Raw genomic sequence first — 19684 nt, 5'->3', positions numbered from 1 at the left:
GATTAGTTAAAGTAGAATTGACCCTCGAAGTTGGTCAGTCCACTTAAAGCACTGGATGTGGAATTCTCGATGGGTGTCCAGATATTTGAACAGAGATGGAGTTTATTTTCGATGAATGTTGCGGATGTATGTCAAATCTGTTTCGAGTCTTTTAATGAAAATGATAATGAAGATCTTCGATGTGATGATAAAGTAGTTCTCCCGTGTCATGAGACTCATGTCTTTGGAAGAAAATGCATTGCTCAATGGTTTGACCGATCTAAGAAATGTCCTATTTGTAGGTCTGAAGTGCCGTCATTTATCCTTGAGAGTATGCCTCTTACTCGTTCATTGCGTGAACGGGTAATCAGAAAAGTTTCTCAAATTGCTACTGATGTTTTTATTTGTGCTGCTAGCTCTGCTATCACTTCGGCAATCTTTATTGGTGCCTCCGGCATTATTGACCTTGAGACTGGTGATGTTGAGTCTGCCCTGGCTGCTGGTGTAAGTACAGCCATTGCAACTGGATCTGTTTTTGGAGCGGCAAATAGCCTGGCTGACTTAAAACTTTTCGCGTTTACGGGTGCGGTTATTGGCGTTGCCGGTTGTCCTATAGCTTTTGCAATTTATGGCTACCTTTCTGCTTCTCATTTTGCTGGTTTTGCTACTGGTGCATACGTTTGCGGAGTTTGGTCCAGTATTAGTTCTCATCTGGATCCATAAGGCTCCTGGAATATTGATTTTCAATTCACGCAAACCCCTCACCAGGCTGAGCTTGTTGCAAAAGTAGCGAGAAAAGCACAGCACTTTTTCGACAGCCTTTTTACGTCGGAGGTATGTTCAGGTACAGGCTCAAAATCAGGGTCAGACTGGTCATGACATCCAACACAGTACTCGTGACTTTGGTACCCTCTGATGAAATCGAGGACTGGTTAAAAGGAGCAACAGCGGACGAATCGACTGTCAGGTCGGTCATAGCACCCAACATAGTTGTCATGACTTTTGTACCTGCTGATGAAGTGGATGTATTGTCAAAAGGAGAAACAGAGGACGAATTGACTGTCAGACTGGTCATGGCATCCAACAAAGTCGTCATGACACCTGCTGATGAAGTGGAGGCCTGCCCAGAAGGAGTAACAGAGGACGAATAGACTGTCGGGCAGGCTGATGAGTTAAAGTAGAATTGACCCTCGAAGTTGGCCATTCCAATTAAAGCAGTGGCTGTGGAATTCTCGATGGGTGTCGGGAAATACAGGCAGTCTGATGAGTTAAAGAAGAATTGACCCTCGTAGTTGGTCAGTCCACTTAAAGCACTGGTTGTGGAATTCTCGATGGGTGTCCAGGTATTCAATGCGATATTCACATGCTGGGAAAATGTAAGTGGGCCGGTAGTTGCATTGCCTGGATTCACGAAGCTTTCGCAATTATATGCCCAAACCAGTGGATCTGTGCTTTTAATGCTGTATTCATGCTGCTCTTGTCGCCAGAGTTTGACTGCCTGAAAGTGGTTGCAAGTGAGGGCTAGGTCAACGATTCCTTTGATATCTAAAGCTGTATTTTTTACCCGGATCTGATTGCCCACGAGTACATAAAAAGGAGGTTCTTCATTGGTATCCGAATGACCGACAAGAGAGAAACCAAACTGTTCTTTTTTATATCCCGGCGACACAGTTTCGAACACAATTTCACCTGCATTGTCAATGTCGATCTCGTTTCCAGAGATATCGATACTGCTTCCCGGTCCAATATGTAACTCAGCCACCCACCCCATCTTGCCCTGGAATTTGTTCCCATAAACACCGATCGCCATGAACCGTTTATTGATGGCGGGAAGTTTAACAAATAGCCCTCCATTGGGAATACAGTCGCGGCGCCATGATTCGATGGTATCACCAGTCACCATGTTATTGGCAAAAATCAGGCTCGGACCCTGGTGCCTAAAATCGACAGATGCATCCAGAGGAAGTCTGCAATCAATTCTAACTCCGTTCTGGCAATTGAGATTGAATACGTTGTCTTCTACAAACAGTCTCCGGTTAATACAACGTACTGTAATAATGCCAATTGGATTGCGGCCATTAGGTGCAGTTGGCTGGAAAGTAATGTGTCTTATACGGCTGTCCATTGTTTCATCGAAACTAAAGTACTTAAGGGACCCGAACGTGATCATATATGAATCTGTATAACTTTCATCAGGCGAGATGACGATTTCGCAACCTTCATTTGGAGCCCCGATGATGTCCTGACCATCCTTCAAAACTATTTCACTGTCAATTAGATACACAACCGGAATTTTACCTGATGAGGGGGTAATAACGGATGGAGAAAGCGTTGCGCCAGAAGCAGTTTCGGAAGAGAGCAATATAACGGTGTTCTTTGGAACCTCATTTATAAACTTACCTAAATTCTCTGAAGAGTTGGTACTGAGAACGATACACTGTCGTCCGCTAACAAGGTCTTTATAATCGTTTAGCCGCTGATGAACCCCTGTCGTCTGACCTTTAAGAGAATCGCATGGTACCCTTAGAGGAGGGCTTGCAGGAGAATAGGTTGTAGGAACATCGGTTGTAGGAGCAGCAGTTGTAGGAACATCGGTTGCAGGAACAGCGGTTGTAGGAACAGCGGTTATAGGAACATCGGTTGTAGGAACAGCGGTTGTAGGAGCAGCGGTTATAGAAACAGCGGTTGTAGGAACATCGGTTATAGGAACAGCGGTTGTAGGAGCAGCGGTTGTAGGAGCAGCGGTTGTAGGAACAGCGGTTGTAGGAACAGCGGTTGTAGGAACATCGGTTGAGGCAACAGCGGTTGAAGGAACATCGGTTGTAGGAGCACCGGTTGTAGGAACAGCGGTTGTAGGAACAGCGGTTATAGGAACATCGGTTGTAGGAGCAGCGGTTGTAGGAACATCGGTTGTAGGAACAGCGGTTATAGGAACATCGGTTGAAGGAACATCGGTTGAAGGAACATCGGTTGTAGGAGCACCGGTTGTAGGAACAGCGGTTGAAGGAACATCGGTTGTAGGAACAGCGGTTGTAGGAACAGCGGTTGTAGGAACAGCGGTTGCAGGAGCAGCGGTTGTAGGAACAGCGGTTATAGGAGCAGCGGTTGTAGGAACATCGGTTGTAGGAGCAGCGGTTGTAGGAGTAGGAACATCGGTTGTAGGAACAGCGGTTGTAGCAACATCGGTTGTAGGAACAGCGGTTATAGGAACATCGGTTGTAGGAGCACCGGTTGTAGGCAGACTGGTCATGACATCCAACACAGTGCTCGTGACTTTGGTACCCTCTGATGAAGTCGAGGACTGGTAAAAAGGAGTAACAGAGGACGAATTGACGGTCAGGTTGGTCATAACACCCAACATAGTTGTCATGACTTTTGTACCTGCTGATGAAGTGGAGGCATTGTTAAAAGGAGAAACAGAGGACGAATTGACTGTCAGACTGGTCATAGCATCCAACAAAGTCGTCATGACACCTGCAGATGAAGTGGAGCCCTGCCCAGAAGGAGTAACAGAGGACAAATCGACTGTCAGACTGGTCATGGCACCCAACAGAGTCGTCATGACTTTTGTATCTGCTGATGAAGTGGAGGCCTGCCCGGAAGGAGTAACAGGGGACAAATTGACTGTCAGGCAGACTGATGAGTTAAAGTAGAATTGACCCTCGAGGTTGGTGAGTCCACTTAAAGCACTGGCTGTGGAATTCTCGATGGGTGTCCAGATATTCACAATCTCGGAAAGTGTGGTTGGGCCGACAGTTGCCATGCTTGAATTCGTGAATCTTTCGCAATTACCCACCAATGATAATGGATCTGTGGTTTTAATGCTGTATTCATGCTGCTCTTGTCGCCAGAGTTTGACCGCTTGAAAGTGGTTGCAAGCGAGGGCCAGCTGAACGATTCCTTTGATATCTAAAGCTGTATTTTTTACCCTGATCTGATTGCCCACAAGATTATAAACAGGAGGTTCTTCATTGGTATCCGAATGACCGACAAGAGAGAAACCAAATTTTTCTTTTTTAAATACCGGCGACACAATTTCCCACAAAATCTCACCAGCATTGTCAATGTCAACCATGTTTCTAAAGATATCGATACTGCTTCCCGGTCCAATATGTAACTCAGCCACCCACCCCATATTGCCCTGGAATGTGTTCCCGTTAACAGCAATCCTTTTTGACTGGTTTTTGATGGCGGGAAGTTTAATAAATAGCCCTCCATCGGGAATATAGTCGCCGCCCCATGATTCGATGGTATCAGCAGTAACCCTGTTATTGGTGAACATCAGGGCCGGACCCTGGTGCAAATCATTAACAGATGCATTCAGAGGAAGTCTGCAATCAATTCTAACTCCGGTCTGGCAATTAAGATTGAATACGTTGTTTTCTACAATCAGTCTCCGGTTAATACAACGTGCTGTAATAATAGGACCAATTGGTTTGCGGCCATTAGGTGCAGTTGGCTGGAAAGTAATGTGTCTTATATGGCTGTCTTTTGTTTCATTGAAACTAAAGTAGTTAAAGGACCCAAACTTGATCATATATAAATCTGTATAAGTTGCATCAGGCGAGATGACGATTTCGTAACCTTCATTTGGAGCCCCGATAATGTCCTGACCATCCTTCAAAACTATTTCACTGTCAATTAGATACACAACCGGGATTTTACCTGATGAGGGGGTAATAACGGATGGAGAAAGCGTTGCGCCAGAAGCAGTTTCGGAAGAGAGCAATATAACGGTGTTCTTTGGAACCTCATTTAGCAACTTACTTAAATTCTCTGAAGAGTTGGTACTGAGAACAATGCACTGTCGTCCCCTAACAAGGTTTGAATATTGGTTTAGCCGTTGATAAACCCCTGTCGTCTGACCTTTAAGAGAATCGCATGGTACCCTTAGAGGAGGGCTTGCAGGAGAATAGGTTGTAGGAACATCGGTTGTAGGAACATCGGTTGTAGGAGCACCGGTTGTAGGAGCAGCGGTTGTAGGAACAGCGGTTATAGGAACATCGGTTGTAGGAACATCGGTTGTGGGAACAGCGGTTGAAGGAACATCGGTTGAAGGAACATCGGTTGTGGGAACAGCGGTTGAAGGAACATCGGTTTTAGGAACAGCGGTTGTAGGAACATCGGTTGTAGGAACATCGGTTGCGGGAACAGCGGTTGTAGGAACATCGGTTGTAGGAACATCGGTTGTAGGAACATCGGTTGTAGGAACATCGGTTGTGGGAACAGCGGTTGAAGGAACATCGGTTGTAGGAACAGCGGTTATAGGAACATCGGTTGAAGGAACAGCGGTTGAAGGAACATCGGTTGTAGGAACATCGGTTGAAGGAACATCGGTTGTAGGAACATCGGTTGTAGGAACATCGGTTGTAGGAACATCGGTTGAAGGAACATCGGTTGTAGGAACATCGGTTGTAGGAGCAGCGGTTGTAGCAACAGCGGTTATAGGAACAGCGGTTGTAGGAACAGCGGTTGTAGGAACATCGGTTGTAGGAGCATCGGTTGTAGGAGCATCGGTTGTAGGAGCATCGGTTGTAGGAACATCGGTTGTAGGAACAGCGGTTATAGGAACAGCGGTTGTAGATTGAGTGGTGATCTGAGCTTGCAGGCTAAGAGTCTTTAAGAGAAATAGAGGAGGGATTAAAAAAGCAAAACAGCGCTGAAAATCAATCATTTCCATGGTTCCTTATAAGACGTCTATAGGGAACCTAGTGTAGTGCATCATTGTGTTTTGAGATTAATCGAAATCGACGGTTCACACGAACCACATTATCCAATGAAACGGAAGAATACCCATCTTGGGGTTTTACGCTCATTCGATAACGTGTTGACCATCCGTGGCGATAGCACGTTGAAAATCACTGAACCAGGAAATGAATAAGTGATTATTTGCTGTCACTCATGAGCCCAGACCCACATTATTCTTCTGCAACACCTGCTCAGCACGATAGCTCGAACGCACCAGGGCACCGGCTACGACTTCAACAAAACCTCTTTCCAGGCCCCACTGACGATACTTCTCAAACTCTTGAGGAGTCACGTAACGCTCAATAGGTAAATGGTTTTTGGTAGGCTGAAGATACTGCCCCAGGGTCAGGATATCGCAATCAATGGCCCTGAGATCATCCATGGTCTCAATTATCTCTTCCTCGGTTTCACCCAGACCCAGCATCAGACTGGTTTTAGTGAGTACGTCTGGACGATATTTTTTGGAGTGGGCCAGAACATTGAGCGTCTGCTCGTAGCTGGCACGCGGGTCACGAACAGGATGTGTCAGTCGTTTAACGGTTTCAACATTTTGAGCAAAAACGGCAATACCACTGTCGACCACTGTTTCCACATCCGCCAGGATACCGAGAAAATCCGGTGTCAGTGCTTCAACGTCGGTTTCAGGATTGACTTCCTTTACGCGTTTTACGACGGCGGCATAGTGACCGGCACCGCCATCTTCCAGATCATCACGGTTAACAGAGGTCAGAACCAGGTATTTCAGGTTCATTAATTTTACGCTGTTGGCCGTATGGTCTGGCTCATCTTTATCCAGCCAGCCTTTGGGGTTACCAGTATTCACCGCACAGAAGCGACAGGCACGGGTACAAACATCACCCATCAGCATGATAGTAGCGGTACCGGAACTCCAGCATTCATTAATGTTGGGGCACATGGCTTCTTCACAAACGGTACTCAGCTTGTGCTCATGTACCGTCCCCTGGACTTCTTTGAACTTACTGCCGTAACTGGGCTTGATTCTCAACCACTCCGGCTTGCGCATAAAAGGCTGAACTGCTTCATCAGAGCGATTGCTGGCTTTGATGCCATTCTTGATGGCGGTAATGCCTTTTTCATTGACGAACTTCTCGCCACTCTGAATAGTAACAGCCGGAATCTGGACGGTTGGAATCAGGTTGCTATCGGTCATAGAGTCCCAGTCATGTTGGTCGGTTGTACCGGTTTGTGAAGCCGTTCGTTCACTCACTCGAATTTGAAGAGAGATTGCTCAGGCCTCCTGAACCAGATCAAACTCTGTTGCTTCCTTTACTGTCTGAGCCTCATTATACCCAAGTTCCTCCATAAGGCACTCAAGTAAGCGATTGCTCACTTCATTCCATTGCACAGGATTTTGAAATTCCCTGAGCTGGGCGACCTGCAGATCCTTGTAACCGCAGGGGTTGATACGGGTAAAGGGTTCCAGATCCATATCCAGATTGAAACTCAGTCCATGATAACTTTTCATCTGTCTGAATCGCAGCCCCAGGGCGGCAATTTTTGCTCCATCAATGTAAACGCCGGGAGCGTCAGGTCTGGCACAGGATTCAATACCATAGCTTGACAGTACTTTGATGATGGCACTCTCAATAGCTGACACCACCTGCCTGGGACCACTGCCTGAGCGGCGAACATCCATCAGCAGGTAGACCACCAGCTGACCCGGACCGTGATAAGTGACCTGACCTCCACGGTCCACCTGGACCACAGGAATATCTCCGGGTGCCAGGACATGTTCAGGCTTGCCGGCCTGACCCTGAGTAAAGACAGGGTCGTGCTCGACAAACCAGAACTCATCATCCGTCTGCTCATCTCTGCGTTCGGTGAATGCTTTCATGGCCTCAAAAACAGGCTCATAAGGCTGCCTGCCCAAGTAGCGGATGTTCAGTTTCATCAAAGTACCATTTGCACCCGGCCGGTCGCTTTCAAATCTTCGAAGATCGCTTTCAGCTGAGATTCTCCGGTGGCCCGAATAGTCACCATAACCGAGGTGTATTTGCCAGTTCGACTCTCTTTCAGCCGGAAGTTGCCATCGTAATCCGGTGCATGCTGCTTGACGATAGCGCAGACAACCTTCTGAAAATCGACAGCGGCATTACCCACAATACGGATCTCGTAATCGCAGGGAAATTCAATTTTTGGCGCTTCTTGATCGGTCATTTTTTACACTGATGATAAATGAAATACCTTCAGATTCTGCGAGCCTGAAGGTATGGGCATTTCACTCACTGCTGCCACTGAATGTTCAGGACAGTCCTTTAAAGAACAGCACGATACTATCCCACAGACGTTTGAAGAAGCCACCACGCTCTATCGCAGTCTCTGCTCTGAGAGGGACTTCTTTGATAATTTCATCATCGATAGTCACTTTCAGTGTACCCAGCTGCTGGCCAGCTTCAACAGGGGCTTCAACAATTGGATCAATATTCAGAGTCGCTTTCAGCTTCTTACCCGTATGCCTGGGCACTGTGACAATCAGATCCTTGTCGATGGCAACGTCTACCTGATCTTGTGTGCCTTTCCAGACCTTCACAGTTTCAAGCGTTACGCCACCTTTTTTAACATCAACATTTTCGAAGAAACGGAAACCATAGGTCAGCAGTTTCTGTGCCTCCGCAGCACGCTGCTTCTCACCTCTGGCACCCAGAATAACAGTAATCAGACGACGCCCATCGCGCTTTGCGGTAGCTGCCAGACCAAAACCACTGGCCTCAATGTGCCCTGTTTTCAGACCATCAACATTAGGGTTAGTCCATAACAGACGGTTTCGGTTGGGCTGACGACGCAGTGGCTTACCGGTTTTTTTGTTGGTACCGTATTGATAATACTTCTGAGCATAAAGCTCGTAATACTCAGGGTAATCCTTGACGATATGGCGAGACAGTATCGCAAGATCCCTTGCAGAGGAATAGTGATCAGGCGCAGGCCAGCCCGATGCATTGACAAAATTGGAGTTAATCATCCCCAGTCGCTCGGCCGTACTGTTCATCAGCTCGGCAAAGGCGTCTTCACTGCCGGCAATATGTTCAGCGATGGCGACACTGGCGTCGTTGCCGGAGACGATAATAATACCTTTCAACAGCTCCTGTACCGGAACCCGCTCACCCACTTCAATAAACATGGTTGAGCCGCCCATTTTCCAGGCTTTTTCGCTAATCAGCACCTCATCATCACGATGAATATTACCAGACGCCAGCTCAACCTCGGCAATGTAAGCGGTCATCATTTTGGTCAGGCTGGCAGGGTGAAAAGGGTCATCTGCATTTTCGGAGGCCAGAACCTCTCCGCTGTCGGCATCCATCAATATAAAACTGTCGGCAGCAATCTTGGGTGCAGCAGGAATCAGGGCAGCGGCTTCAGCATAAACTGCGCCAGTTGCCAGAATAAATAGCATGGACACCCATCCGGCTAACCTTTTCAATCGCACATGGTTGGCCCGGACAGGATTTAATCGTTTGATCATTATAGAAACTAGCTCTGAAATTCACTGTTGCTGGCCATTATAATGTTACCGACTAAGGAGTTTAAGAGAAGCATTGAAAATAGAATGTAATATGCTCATTGCCTGATCAGTGAAAGTCTGTCAGGCCACACTGGAATATCGGTCTGGCCGACTAAAAAGACTGACTCAAACTACTTCCCGGAAGCCTCAGTAACCTCTTCGTAAATCAGGTAAGGCACGTCAAAATCGCCTTCATCCAGCTTCTCAAGGAGTTCTTCAAGATGCTCAATCGTTTGCACCGGCCCAATCCTGACTCGGTAAAAAGGATCAGGCTCCTCTTCCCCTTTCACCACTCTGATATCACTGCCTATGGTCTCAGCCACCTGCCGACGCAATATCTGGGCATAGTGATAATTCTTCAGCGCAGCTAGTTGTACAAACAGCAGCTGATTATTACCGCCCCCGGTAAGCGCTTCGCCTTTGGCGGCAGCAAGAGACCTGACATCTATCCCCTCTACCAACACATCAGTCACTCCTTTCTTAGCGAACCCCAGCTTAACGGCAGCAGCATAAGAGAGGTCTATAATCCGATCGCCGTGGAATGGTCCGCGATCATTGACCCGAAGTACAACCGACTTGCCATTGTGACTGTTAGTGACCTTGACATAGGAAGGCAGGGGCAAAGTCTTGTGTGCCGCAGTCATACCGTAGAGATCGTAAACTTCACCGTTAGCCGTCTGCTTGCCATGAAACTTGGTGCCATACCATGAGGCCTTGCCCTTTTCCTGATAGCCTTTGGCACTCTTCATAGGGGTATAGGTCACATCATTGAGTTCATAGGGAGAATCCTTGAACTGACCATCATGGGTGACAGGAATAGCATCAGGAATCTGACTGACATCCCTTTTCTCAGTGGGAGGCCCGTCCTCAACGGTGACACAACCGTTCAAGAGGAAAAAGGTCAGTCCCACAAGGCTTCCTGCTATAGATCTTGCTCTGATTATCGATTTCATAGGATATGGTGCTTTAACGTTATTCTGCCTGAGATCGGGAGCCTGAAGGAATACCCGCGAGACAAAGAAGAAAACCGCTTTTATGACTCAGGCATAAAAACGGTACCTTCACTGATGAACCGGGAGGCTCAGACTATTCAGACTGCTTTCCTGCTAATGTCTTCGCAGACTTTGACGCTGATGTTATATAGCCTGTTTTTACATCACTTGCTAGCTGATAAACCGCCATTGCATAAAGCTTGCTGCGGTTATAAGTCGTGATGACATAAAAATTATGCATCCCCAGCCAGTACTCCGGCCCCTTGTCACCTTCAAGCTTGATAGCAGCAGCCTTGGCGGTCTCTGGTAAAAGAGCTTCAGGATGCCAGCCAGAACCTTCAAGCTGCTTTAGAGTTTTTTGCGGTCTGACCGAATCAGACACAGCTTTCTCATATTTGGTTCCGGTAACCTTAGCTTTACTGACAATAGGCTTGCCAACTTTCCAGCCGTTTTCCCGGAGATAGTTAGCAACGCTGGCAATTGCATCTTCTTCATGCTTCCAGATGTTGGACTGACCATCACCGGTATAATCTACTGCATAAGCCCTGTAACTGGAGGGCATAAACTGGGGTATACCCATGGCTCCGGCATAAGAGCCGGTCAGGTCTGAAGCATCCAGCTCCTGCTCACGGGTCAGAATCAGAAACTCCTTCAGCTGCTGAGTGAAGAATTTGCTGCGCGGAGGGTAATCAAAACTCAGGGTAGACAACGCATCGAGAACCTTAAACCCACCGGTCTGTCGACCATAGTATGTCTCTACTCCGATAATGGCGACTATAACATCTGCAGGCACACCATACTCTTTTTCAACTCTTGAGAGTGTTTTCTCGTGAGCCTCCCAGAAGTCCACGCCAAGGTCTACCCGCTCCGGGGTCATGAAAATTTTCCGGTAGTCTTTCCACTCCAGACGTTTCTCGGCAGGTCTGCTGATCAACTCAAGCACTCTTTCAGACTTGTTTGCCTTACCCAGAATGTCTTGCAGTTCCTTACGGGAAAACTGTTCGTTCTTCACCAGATCATCAATGAACGCCTTCACCTCCGGTTGAAGTGCATAGTCAGGCTGATTATCGACCACCTTTTCAGCACCGGCCGTTACCGATCCTGAAAGAAGACAGCCGCTGAATAATATGCCCGCCGTCATGAGTCGAAATGTCGGCAGTCCTAAAAATTCTTTTACCATTCTTAAGGCCATAAACCCTCCCTGCTACTACTCAAGTGAATGTCGTTAGCTGATATAACTTCATACGGGATAATGTCTACTCTACAGCAGTCATGAAGAGACAACTAGCATACCGGCGCAGTTTAAGTTAAATGTCGTTTTCTCAGTGCAGGAAAACCGATCTAAGGAACTCTCCCGTGAGATTGAAAGGATCTTAAGATATCGCTCCCTGCGGCAGGGACTCACCGGAGAGTCTTCCTGCCTGTCAGAGTCTGATAAGGGAGAAAGAGTTTTGTGAAGGACATTGACCTGACCGGCAATAGTCGTTGCCCGCAGGATGCCCTTAGACTGAAGTGGTCGCATGACGAACATTCCAGACCCTACAAAAAACGGGTCGATTCTCATTATAGCTCATGCAAACAGCATCTAACGTAAAACAGAGCCAGCAAGCCTGCATAATAATCTCCATGCTCATCACGGGAGTTAGAAAGCACAACTGGCATAACTTATGGAAAAAAGCTTTCTCTGTGATTATCGACTTTGCCCCAGAAACGTTTTATGAGTGTGTATCGACATCAACAGACCAAAGCCAGCCATCAGAGTAGCCAGCGAGGTCCCTCCCCGGCTGACCAGAGGCAGAGGTACCCCGACCACGGGGAGCAGGCCGCTCACCATACCAATATTAACGAAGATGTAGACAAAAAACGTCAGTGTAATACTACCTGCGAGCAGTCTGCCAAACAGAGTCTGAGCCTTGAGCGTTATAAACAGGCCTCGACCAATAATCAGTGCGTATAATGCCAGAAGAACCAGACACCCCATCAGGCCGAACTCTTCTGCCAGCACTGCAATAATAAAATCAGTATGACTTTCCGGCAGAAAATCCAGATGCGACTGAGTTCCCAAAAGCCAGCCCTTGCCGTATAGCCCACCCGATCCTATGGCAATTTTTGACTGGATAATATTCCAGCCCGCACCCCAGGGATCACTCTGGGGATTGAGAAAGGTTAATACCCGCTGCTTCTGATAATTGAGCATGACAAAGTGCCAGAAGCCCCAAACAGAAGGAACAGCCAGCATAATGGCAGAAAAAATCAGCCGTTTCCTCAACCCGGCCAGCAATAATATAAACAGACCTGAAGCACCAATCAGCAGGGAGGTCCCCAGGTCGGGCTGCCTGGCAATCAACACGACCGGAATACCAATCAGAATCAGTACCAACGCAATATCTTTTAGAGAAGGTGGCAACTGTCGTTTCGAAAGATAACTCGCCACCACAATCGGCATAATCAGCTTGATGATTTCTGAGGGCTGAAACCGTATGAAAGGCAATTGAATCCAACGCTGTGCGCCCTTGGAATGAATGCCCAGAAACAGCACAGCGACCAAGAGAATGACACCGCCAACATATATCCATGGTGACAACCGCATCAGCAGTCGGGGTGAAACCTGGGCAATGATGATCATTCCAACAAAACCAATGAGCATATAGACGGCCTGTCGAATAACAATGCTCATATCCTGTCCACTGGCACTGTATAGAACGAACAGACCGGCTCCACAAACAATGACCACAAACCCTGTCAGCATAAAGTCGATATGCAGACGCTCTGACCAGTCCGGTGCCCTGTGAAAGCCCTGTCCTTCATTCAGCTGACGAACAAAATCCTGGCCGGTCATTGTGCGGTCCCCTTGTTTTCAGCACTGGTTTTCTCCTGTTCGGCCCTGGCGAGTTTGGGAAGGAGATAAAAGTCCATCACCTCCCGGGCTATGTTGGCAGCACCATTATTGTTCTCCAATACCACAGCCATCGCTATCTGGGGATCTTCAACAGGCGCAAAGGCCACAAAAAGACTATGGTCCCGCTCGAATTCCTTGAGTTTCTCAGCATCATATTCTTCACCCTGAGGAATACTGACCACTTGGGCAGTACCTGTTTTTCCTGCCATTCGATACTTCAGGCCACGACCAATTCGCCAGTAAGCCGTGCCCCGATTGTAACTGACCACTTTTTCCATAGCATTGATGACCAACCCCCAATGCTGGTCATCCAGCTCAATGTCGTCCCCCCATTCGGGGCTTTGCAATTCCGGAATGTCTTCTTTCACCAGACGAGGCTCAACATGTTTCCCCCGGTTGGCAATCAGGGTAACCAGTTCTGCTAATTGCATGGGAGTCGTCAGCATGTAGCCCTGGCCAATGATGGCAATCACCGTTTCCCCGGGATACCAGGGTTGACCATAAGCGCCTTGTTTCCACTCTGTTGAAGGCAGCAAACCTGCTCTTTCTTCATGAATGTCAATACCGCTCCTGCGCCCCATCCCGAACTGGCTGAGAAAATCATGGAGACGGTCAATCCCCATTTTTTCAGCCACCTTGTAGAAAAAAGTATCGTTGGAACGCAGGATTGCCCGATTCAGATCAATCCAGCCGTCACCCTTACGGTTCCAGTTACGGAAACGGTGCTCACTGCCCGGAAGTTGGAACCAACCTTTGTCATAGATTTTGTCATTCTTATCCACCACGTTATTGTCCAGCAGACCCAGAGCTACCAGAGGCTTGATCGTGGAAGCCGGCGGGTACTCACCCAATGTCGCACGATTATAGAGCGGCTTTTCGATGTCCGTATTCAGATCATTGAAAGTAGCGTAATCGATTCCGGTCACAAACAGATTGGGATCGAACGCCGGATTACTGACCATAGCCATGACACCACCAGTTTTGGGATCCAGAGCCACCACGGACCCCCTTCTTCCCTGCATTGCCTGAATAGCTGCATTTTGCAGATCGGTATCAATAAACAGCTGCAAATCTTTGCCAGGGATGGGATTAACCCGGTTCAGAACCCTGGTCACCCGACCACGGGCATTGACTTCAACTTCCTGGTAGCCCGGCTTACCTAAGAGTACAGGCTCATAAAAACGTTCCAGACCGATCTTACCGACAGTGTATGTGCCGTTATAAAGAGCCGGATCGAGGTTTTTTAACTCACGCTCGTTGATTCGCCCCACATAACCGACACTATGGGCGAAAGCGTCGCTTTCAGGGTATTCACGAACCAGTTCGGCATTAATCTCGACACCCGGCAGGCGAAACTGGTTTACAGCAATCAGCGCAACCTGCTCGTCGTTCAGCCGAAACTTGAGGGGGACCGATTCAAAAGGCCTGCGTCGTTTTATCTGCTGCAGGAAACGATTGCGCTCAGTCTCGGTAACAGTAATTAACCGGGCAATCTCGTCGAGCAGCTGATCAAGATCTTCTACGCGCTCCCGAACAATAGCCAGTGTCTGACTGGAGCGGTTGGTTGCCAGCAATCGGTTATTTCGGTCATAGATCAGTCCCCGAACCGGAGGCACTGTCTGCAAAAGAACACGGTTTTCTTCCGACTGGGTGGCCAGTTCATCGTATTGAACCACCTGCAGATAGAAAAGTCTGGAAATCAGCACCATGACTAAAAGGATCGTGAAGACCAGTGCTAACCAGACTCGAATGCTGACAATCCGTTGCTCTGCTTTGTGGTCCTTTAAGGTATTCACCGGCATCTGTATAACTGTCTATTTATGATAGGGGTGATTCTTGAGGATACTCCAGGCACGATAGACCTGTTCAGCAACAACGACCCTGACCAGGGGGTGAGGTAACGTCAATGGCGATAACGACCATCTGAGATCGGCCCGGGCCATCACACTGGGATGAAGCCCTTCTGGCCCTCCGACCATGAGGCTGACATTACGGCCAGAATGCATCCACCCTCCCATATTGTCTGCCAGTTTATCCGTCGACCAGGGCTTCCCTGTGATTTCCATGGTCACTATCAGGTCACCCTGGCCGACTGTACTCAGCATGTGTCCAGCTTCTTTTTCCTGCAGGCGACTGATGTCAGCACCCTTGCCGCGCCGGTTCAACGGAATCTCAATCAGATCCAGTTTGAGGTCAGAACCCAGGCGACGACTGTATTCCCTGTAGCCCTCATCAACCCAGGGTGGCATTTTCGAGCCAACGGAGATCAGACGAACACGCATCAGGACTGCTCTGTAGCCCGCTGCTCCTCGCTGGCCTCCCAGAGGCGTTCAAGATCATAGAATGCACGGGTAGCTGGCATCATAACATGCACTACAACGTCACCCATGTCGACCAAAACCCATTCGGATTTCTCCTGACCTTCTGTACCCAGTGGACGAACACCATTTTGCTTGCACTTATCGATTACATTGTCTGCTACAGACTTCACATGACGGTTGGAAGTACCGCTGGCGATAATCATGTAATCGGTCACGCTGGTCAGCCCGGAAACATCAAGAGAGGTAATGTCGTTACCTTTCATTTCTTCAATAGCATCAATGACCAGTTGCTTCAGTTGTTCAGATTGCATATATCTCTTTAGAACTCGATAAAAAACCAAAAGCCTGACCATGAATTGTACAGGCTTTTGTCATAATTGTTTGCTGATTAAGTACCTAAGTACCTAACCAGTGATTATTATGTACCATAATTAACCGCCACCTTGAGTGATGGCAATTCGTTATTTCCGGATATGACCATCGCCTAATACTACATATTTCCGGGATGTCAGCCCCTCCAGCCCCACAGGACCACGGGCATGAATTTTGTCCGTTGAAATACCAATCTCAGCACCCAGCCCATACTCAAAGCCGTCCGCAAACCGGGTAGAGGCATTGATCATAACAGAGCTGGAGTCTACTTCTCTCAGGAAGTCCCGGCCCCGGGTATAACTCTCGGTGATGATCGCATCGGTATGATGAGAGCCATAGCGATTAATATGCTCGATAGCTTCATTCATATCAGCGACCAACTTAATGGATAGCACCGGTGCCAGATACTCTGTCTGCCAGTCTTCTTCGGTGGCGGCCAAAGCATCCGGAACCTCGTCACAAACCTCTGCACAGCCTCTGAGCTCAACCCCCAATTTCCGCAAGCGCTGAGCCAGTTCCGACAGTATATCGGCTGCAACAGCCCTGTTTATCAGCAGGGTCTCCATGGCATTGCATACACCATAGCGGTGGGTTTTGGCATTCACAGCAATGGCCAGTGCTTTCTCCCGATCTGCCAGATCATCAATATAAACATGGCAAATGCCATCCAGGTGCTTGATAACAGGCACCCTGGCATCACGACTGATACGTTCGATCAGACCTTTGCCACCCCTTGGAACGATGACATCTACATATTCGGGCATACTGATCAGAGTTCCCACTGCTTCACGGTCAGTGGTCTCTACCACCTGAACCGCTGCTTCTGGCAAGCCAGCCGATACCAGGCCCTTCTGAATGCATTGGGCAATCGCCTTGTTAGAAGCAATTGACTCACTGCCTCCACGCAGAATCACAGCATTACCGGATTTCAGACAGAGACTGGCAGCCTCAATGGTTACGTTGGGTCGAGACTCATAGATAATGCCTATAACCCCCAAAGGGACTCGCATTTTACCCACCTGAATACCACTGGGTACATATTTGAGGTCATCAATCGTACCCACTGGATCAGGCAACGAAGCCACCTGATTCAGGTTCTCGATCATGGTATCAATGCGGGCATCTGTCAGTTCCAGGCGATCCAGCAATGCTGCATCCAGCCCTCGCCCCCGCCCGTTTTCCAGGTCCACAGCGTTAGCTTCACGCAGTAGCGGTCGAGTTGCTTCCAGCTCAGTGGCGATCGCCAGCAGAGCTCTGTTTTTCAGGCCAGTATCCGCTTTGGCTACTTGTGCACTGGCTTCCCGGGCCTTTTTGCCCAGTTCATGCATGTACTCTGTTACCTGTTCAGTCACTGCGTGCTCCTTGTTCAGCCGGGCATTATAACCTGCCGACGGTTATACAGGAATGCTGCTATGCCTGCATAGTTCCTCTGGACAGCAAAGTACCTCTGGACAGCAAAGTACCCCTGGACAGCAAACTTTCTGAATTTTACCCAGCGTCGCCCGATAGCATAGCCTTTGCTGCTAAGTGCGATCGAAGCAGCTTTAATCCTGAATGCAAATTGATTGGAATCAGGATGCTACGTGATCCCATAGCCTGAGGTGTGGGAAAAGCAGAGTTGTGAAGCTCTCCCAACGAGTTGTCGCAGTGCAAATGTCTGCTATCTTGATGGCTTCAGACAGAGGGAGTATGAAGTATCAAAACTATTCTCATATTATTTGCACTATTTATACAGCCTGCTTTACCAGATACAGTCTTATGTGAACTGAGGGTCTTTCATCAAGTGAGGGAAAAACACTATATCCTTCGACATATTCAGAAAGAAACGGGTAAATATCTATGGACCCGGTCATATCCCGATGGCCGACACTATTGCATACCATCGTATGTTTCCCCCTTGATCGGAGGTTATATTTTTGTATGTTTCGATGATAACTGCATTTATTATGAAGTCCTCTCGCATAATTGCCCGACCGAAGGCTCATATTCTCCTCCTGCTCACCCATCATTTGGTTGCCATTTAAGAGATGGAGCGAGGGGAGTCAGGCAATCGGCATTGTAAACTCAAAAATAGTGCCGCCCTCAGGGTGACGATTGAACGTCAGTCGTCCACCATGTGATTGAATAATGGAGTGGCAAACGGTCAGACCGATCCCCATACCATCTGACTTGGTGGTGTAGAAAGGCGTGAACAGTTTTTCTTCTGCATCAGCAGCCAGTCCATAACCCCGGTCAATGACGGATACCTTGACGAACCGATCATCGATCTGCTCTGCCTTAACCCAGACACCTATGTCCCGGGTGTCCTGATCTCTCATGGCTTCCATACCATTGCGAATCAGGTTCAAAGCCACCTGCTGAATCTGCACCGGGTCCACTTTCACCTCTGGCAGGTTCTGAGCCACCTCAGTATGAATTTCCATACTGTTATTTCGAGCATCCACCTCAGCCAGCTTGACGGTATCGCTAATCAGCTTGATCGGATCGACACAACCCAGAACGTGATCAGGCTTTTTAACAAATGAGCGAATGCGGGCAATGATCTCACCGGCACGACGGGCCTGAATATTAATTTTGTCCATAGCCTCATAAAGCGAATCGTAAACATCGTCGTCTTTATGTTCCAGCCTGACCATCATGCGCTTGGCTACCTGAGCGTAGTTGGAAATTGCGGTCAGAGGCTGGTTCACTTCATGGGCAAAACCTGCGGCCATCTCTCCCATGATACTCAAACGGGAAACATGGGTCAGTTTTTCCTTCTGGGTCTCCAGTTCGTCCAGAGCCTTCTGCAACGCTGCCTGTCCACGCTTTTTGCTGCTGATGTCAGTAAAGACCACCACTGCACCGCTGGGCTGTCCCTCTTCCATAATGGGAGTGCATGAATAACTGACCGGGAATGATGAGCCCTCTTTATGCCAGAAGAGTGCATCGTCCACCCTTATGCTGACCCCTTTACTCAATGCCTCCTGAATAGGAGCCAGATGCAGACTGCGTGCTTCCTCTCCGGCTTCATCCAGCATCAGTTCAATCAGGCTACGACCGATGAGGGTGTCCATGGGCCAGCCCGTCATAATGGAAGCGGCTGCATTGGCAAAGGTGATTCGCCCCCTGCTGTCCAGCCCAAAGATACCTTCGTTCATGCTTTCCAGAATACGGGCCTTGTCAGCTTCAAGCTGTCGATTGCGGGCAGAAAGCGCCTGCTCCAGTCGATGTATCTTGAGCTGGGTTTCTACCCGGGCAATCACTTCTTCGGCCTGAAAAGGTTTGGAGATAAAGTCAACGGCACCGGTTTCCAAACCTCGAACCTTGTCCTTGGTGTCATCAAGGGCTGATAGAAAAATCACGGTAATATTGCTGGTAGCCGGATCTTCTTTCAGCTGACGGCACACTTCATAGCCGTCCATGCCTGGCATCATGATATCCAGCAAAACCAGCGCTGGCTTGGCCTTGTGAGCAATCCTCACAGCACTTTCACCGTTTTTCGCAATAAGAAGCTTGTAGCCTCGTCCACTGAGGGTCTGCAGCAGCACCTGCAAGTTGGTAGGGTTGTCATCCACCAGGAGAATGCGTTCTACATCATCAACCGTTTCCGGAGGAGTGTCTGCCACGTACATAGTTTTCGCCAATTCGTTAGTCACAGCTGGAAAAAGCATAGTCGAAGAAGTGCGCCATTCTGACAGAATTTGCCCTGCAGGGCATGGGATCTTTACATACTTAACGATGTGTTTTTTTGCGTTTTTACGGCGCTCAACCAAGAGACCGACAGAGAATAGCGCCCGTCTAGGCGACCCCGTAGCGAGGACGGCAGAAAATTGAGGATGAAAATTCGGTTTTGTGAGGAGAATAGCAAGCT

General features: G+C 48.4%; 14 protein-coding genes. 1 reads left to right on the top strand and 13 read right to left on the bottom strand.

The window, feature by feature from the left end:
- Window positions 1-111: 111 nt before the first annotated feature.
- Window positions 112-702 (top strand): RING finger domain-containing protein, encoded by a 591-nt coding sequence (locus ACOJUO_RS13255; protein ID WP_422132490.1) that lies wholly within the window; start codon window positions 112-114, stop codon window positions 700-702.
- A 100-nt stretch (window positions 703-802) separates the two neighbouring features.
- On the opposite strand, the gene ACOJUO_RS13250 is transcribed toward ACOJUO_RS13255, so the two are convergent.
- The 13 genes from ACOJUO_RS13250 to ACOJUO_RS13190 form a co-directional block, all read right to left on the bottom strand.
- Window positions 803-5653 carry a hypothetical protein gene (locus ACOJUO_RS13250; RefSeq protein ID WP_422137180.1) on the bottom strand — a complete coding sequence of 1617 codons (4851 nt, stop codon included), beginning with the start codon at window positions 5651-5653 and terminating at the stop codon, window positions 803-805.
- Between the two features lie 225 nt (window positions 5654-5878).
- Entirely contained in the window at window positions 5879-6898 is a 1020-nt protein-coding gene (gene lipA / locus ACOJUO_RS13245) for a lipoyl synthase (RefSeq protein ID WP_422140068.1), read from the bottom strand.
- Window positions 6899-6976: 78 nt separating this feature from the next.
- Complete coding sequence (gene lipB / locus ACOJUO_RS13240) at window positions 6977-7639, bottom strand: lipoyl(octanoyl) transferase LipB (RefSeq protein WP_422132488.1); 663 nt, start codon at window positions 7637-7639, stop codon at window positions 6977-6979.
- On the bottom strand, window positions 7639-7905 hold the full coding sequence (locus ACOJUO_RS13235) for a YbeD family protein (RefSeq protein ID WP_422132487.1): 267 nt from the start codon (window positions 7903-7905) through the stop codon (window positions 7639-7641). Before ACOJUO_RS13235 ends, lipB begins: the two co-directional genes overlap by 1 nt.
- An 85-nt stretch (window positions 7906-7990) precedes the next feature.
- Window positions 7991-9208, bottom strand: a complete 1218-nt coding sequence (locus ACOJUO_RS13230; RefSeq protein WP_422137179.1) for a D-alanyl-D-alanine carboxypeptidase family protein — start codon at window positions 9206-9208, stop codon at window positions 7991-7993.
- Between the two features lie 170 nt (window positions 9209-9378).
- Window positions 9379-10158, bottom strand: coding sequence for a septal ring lytic transglycosylase RlpA family protein (locus ACOJUO_RS13225; protein ID WP_422137178.1), 780 nt, complete (start codon window positions 10156-10158; stop codon window positions 9379-9381).
- Window positions 10159-10333: 175 nt separating this feature from the next.
- Window positions 10334-11431, bottom strand: a complete 1098-nt coding sequence (gene mltB / locus ACOJUO_RS13220; RefSeq protein WP_422132484.1) for a lytic murein transglycosylase B — start codon at window positions 11429-11431, stop codon at window positions 10334-10336.
- Window positions 11432-11929: 498 nt separating this feature from the next.
- The gene (gene rodA, locus ACOJUO_RS13215) at window positions 11930-13078 is read right to left on the bottom strand and encodes a rod shape-determining protein RodA (RefSeq protein ID WP_422132483.1); all 1149 of its coding nucleotides are present in this window, start codon (window positions 13076-13078) and stop codon (window positions 11930-11932) included.
- Window positions 13075-14940: a penicillin-binding protein 2 gene (gene mrdA, locus ACOJUO_RS13210; RefSeq protein WP_422137177.1), complete on the bottom strand. Its 1866-nt coding sequence runs from the start codon at window positions 14938-14940 to the stop codon at window positions 13075-13077. The genes rodA and mrdA overlap by 4 nt, the downstream gene beginning before the upstream one ends.
- A 12-nt stretch (window positions 14941-14952) precedes the next feature.
- The gene (gene rlmH, locus ACOJUO_RS13205; protein WP_422137176.1) at window positions 14953-15420 is read right to left on the bottom strand and encodes a 23S rRNA (pseudouridine(1915)-N(3))-methyltransferase RlmH; all 468 of its coding nucleotides are present in this window, start codon (window positions 15418-15420) and stop codon (window positions 14953-14955) included.
- The gene (rsfS, locus tag ACOJUO_RS13200; protein WP_422137175.1) at window positions 15420-15770 is read right to left on the bottom strand and encodes a ribosome silencing factor; all 351 of its coding nucleotides are present in this window, start codon (window positions 15768-15770) and stop codon (window positions 15420-15422) included. Before rsfS ends, rlmH begins: the two co-directional genes overlap by 1 nt.
- A gap of 150 nt (window positions 15771-15920) precedes the next feature.
- Window positions 15921-17183 carry a glutamate-5-semialdehyde dehydrogenase gene (locus ACOJUO_RS13195; protein ID WP_422132479.1) on the bottom strand — a complete coding sequence of 421 codons (1263 nt, stop codon included), beginning with the start codon at window positions 17181-17183 and terminating at the stop codon, window positions 15921-15923.
- Between the two features lie 690 nt (window positions 17184-17873).
- Entirely contained in the window at window positions 17874-19445 is a 1572-nt protein-coding gene (locus tag ACOJUO_RS13190; RefSeq protein WP_422137174.1) for a response regulator, read from the bottom strand.
- Window positions 19446-19684: the final 239 nt, after the last annotated feature.

It is taken from the genome of Endozoicomonas sp. ALC020, from assembly GCF_049275935.1.
GTDB lineage: Bacteria > Pseudomonadota > Gammaproteobacteria > Pseudomonadales > Endozoicomonadaceae > Endozoicomonas_A.
The sequence above is the reverse complement of the archived record's forward strand: the minus strand, read 5'-3'. Positions and strand labels throughout refer to the sequence as shown.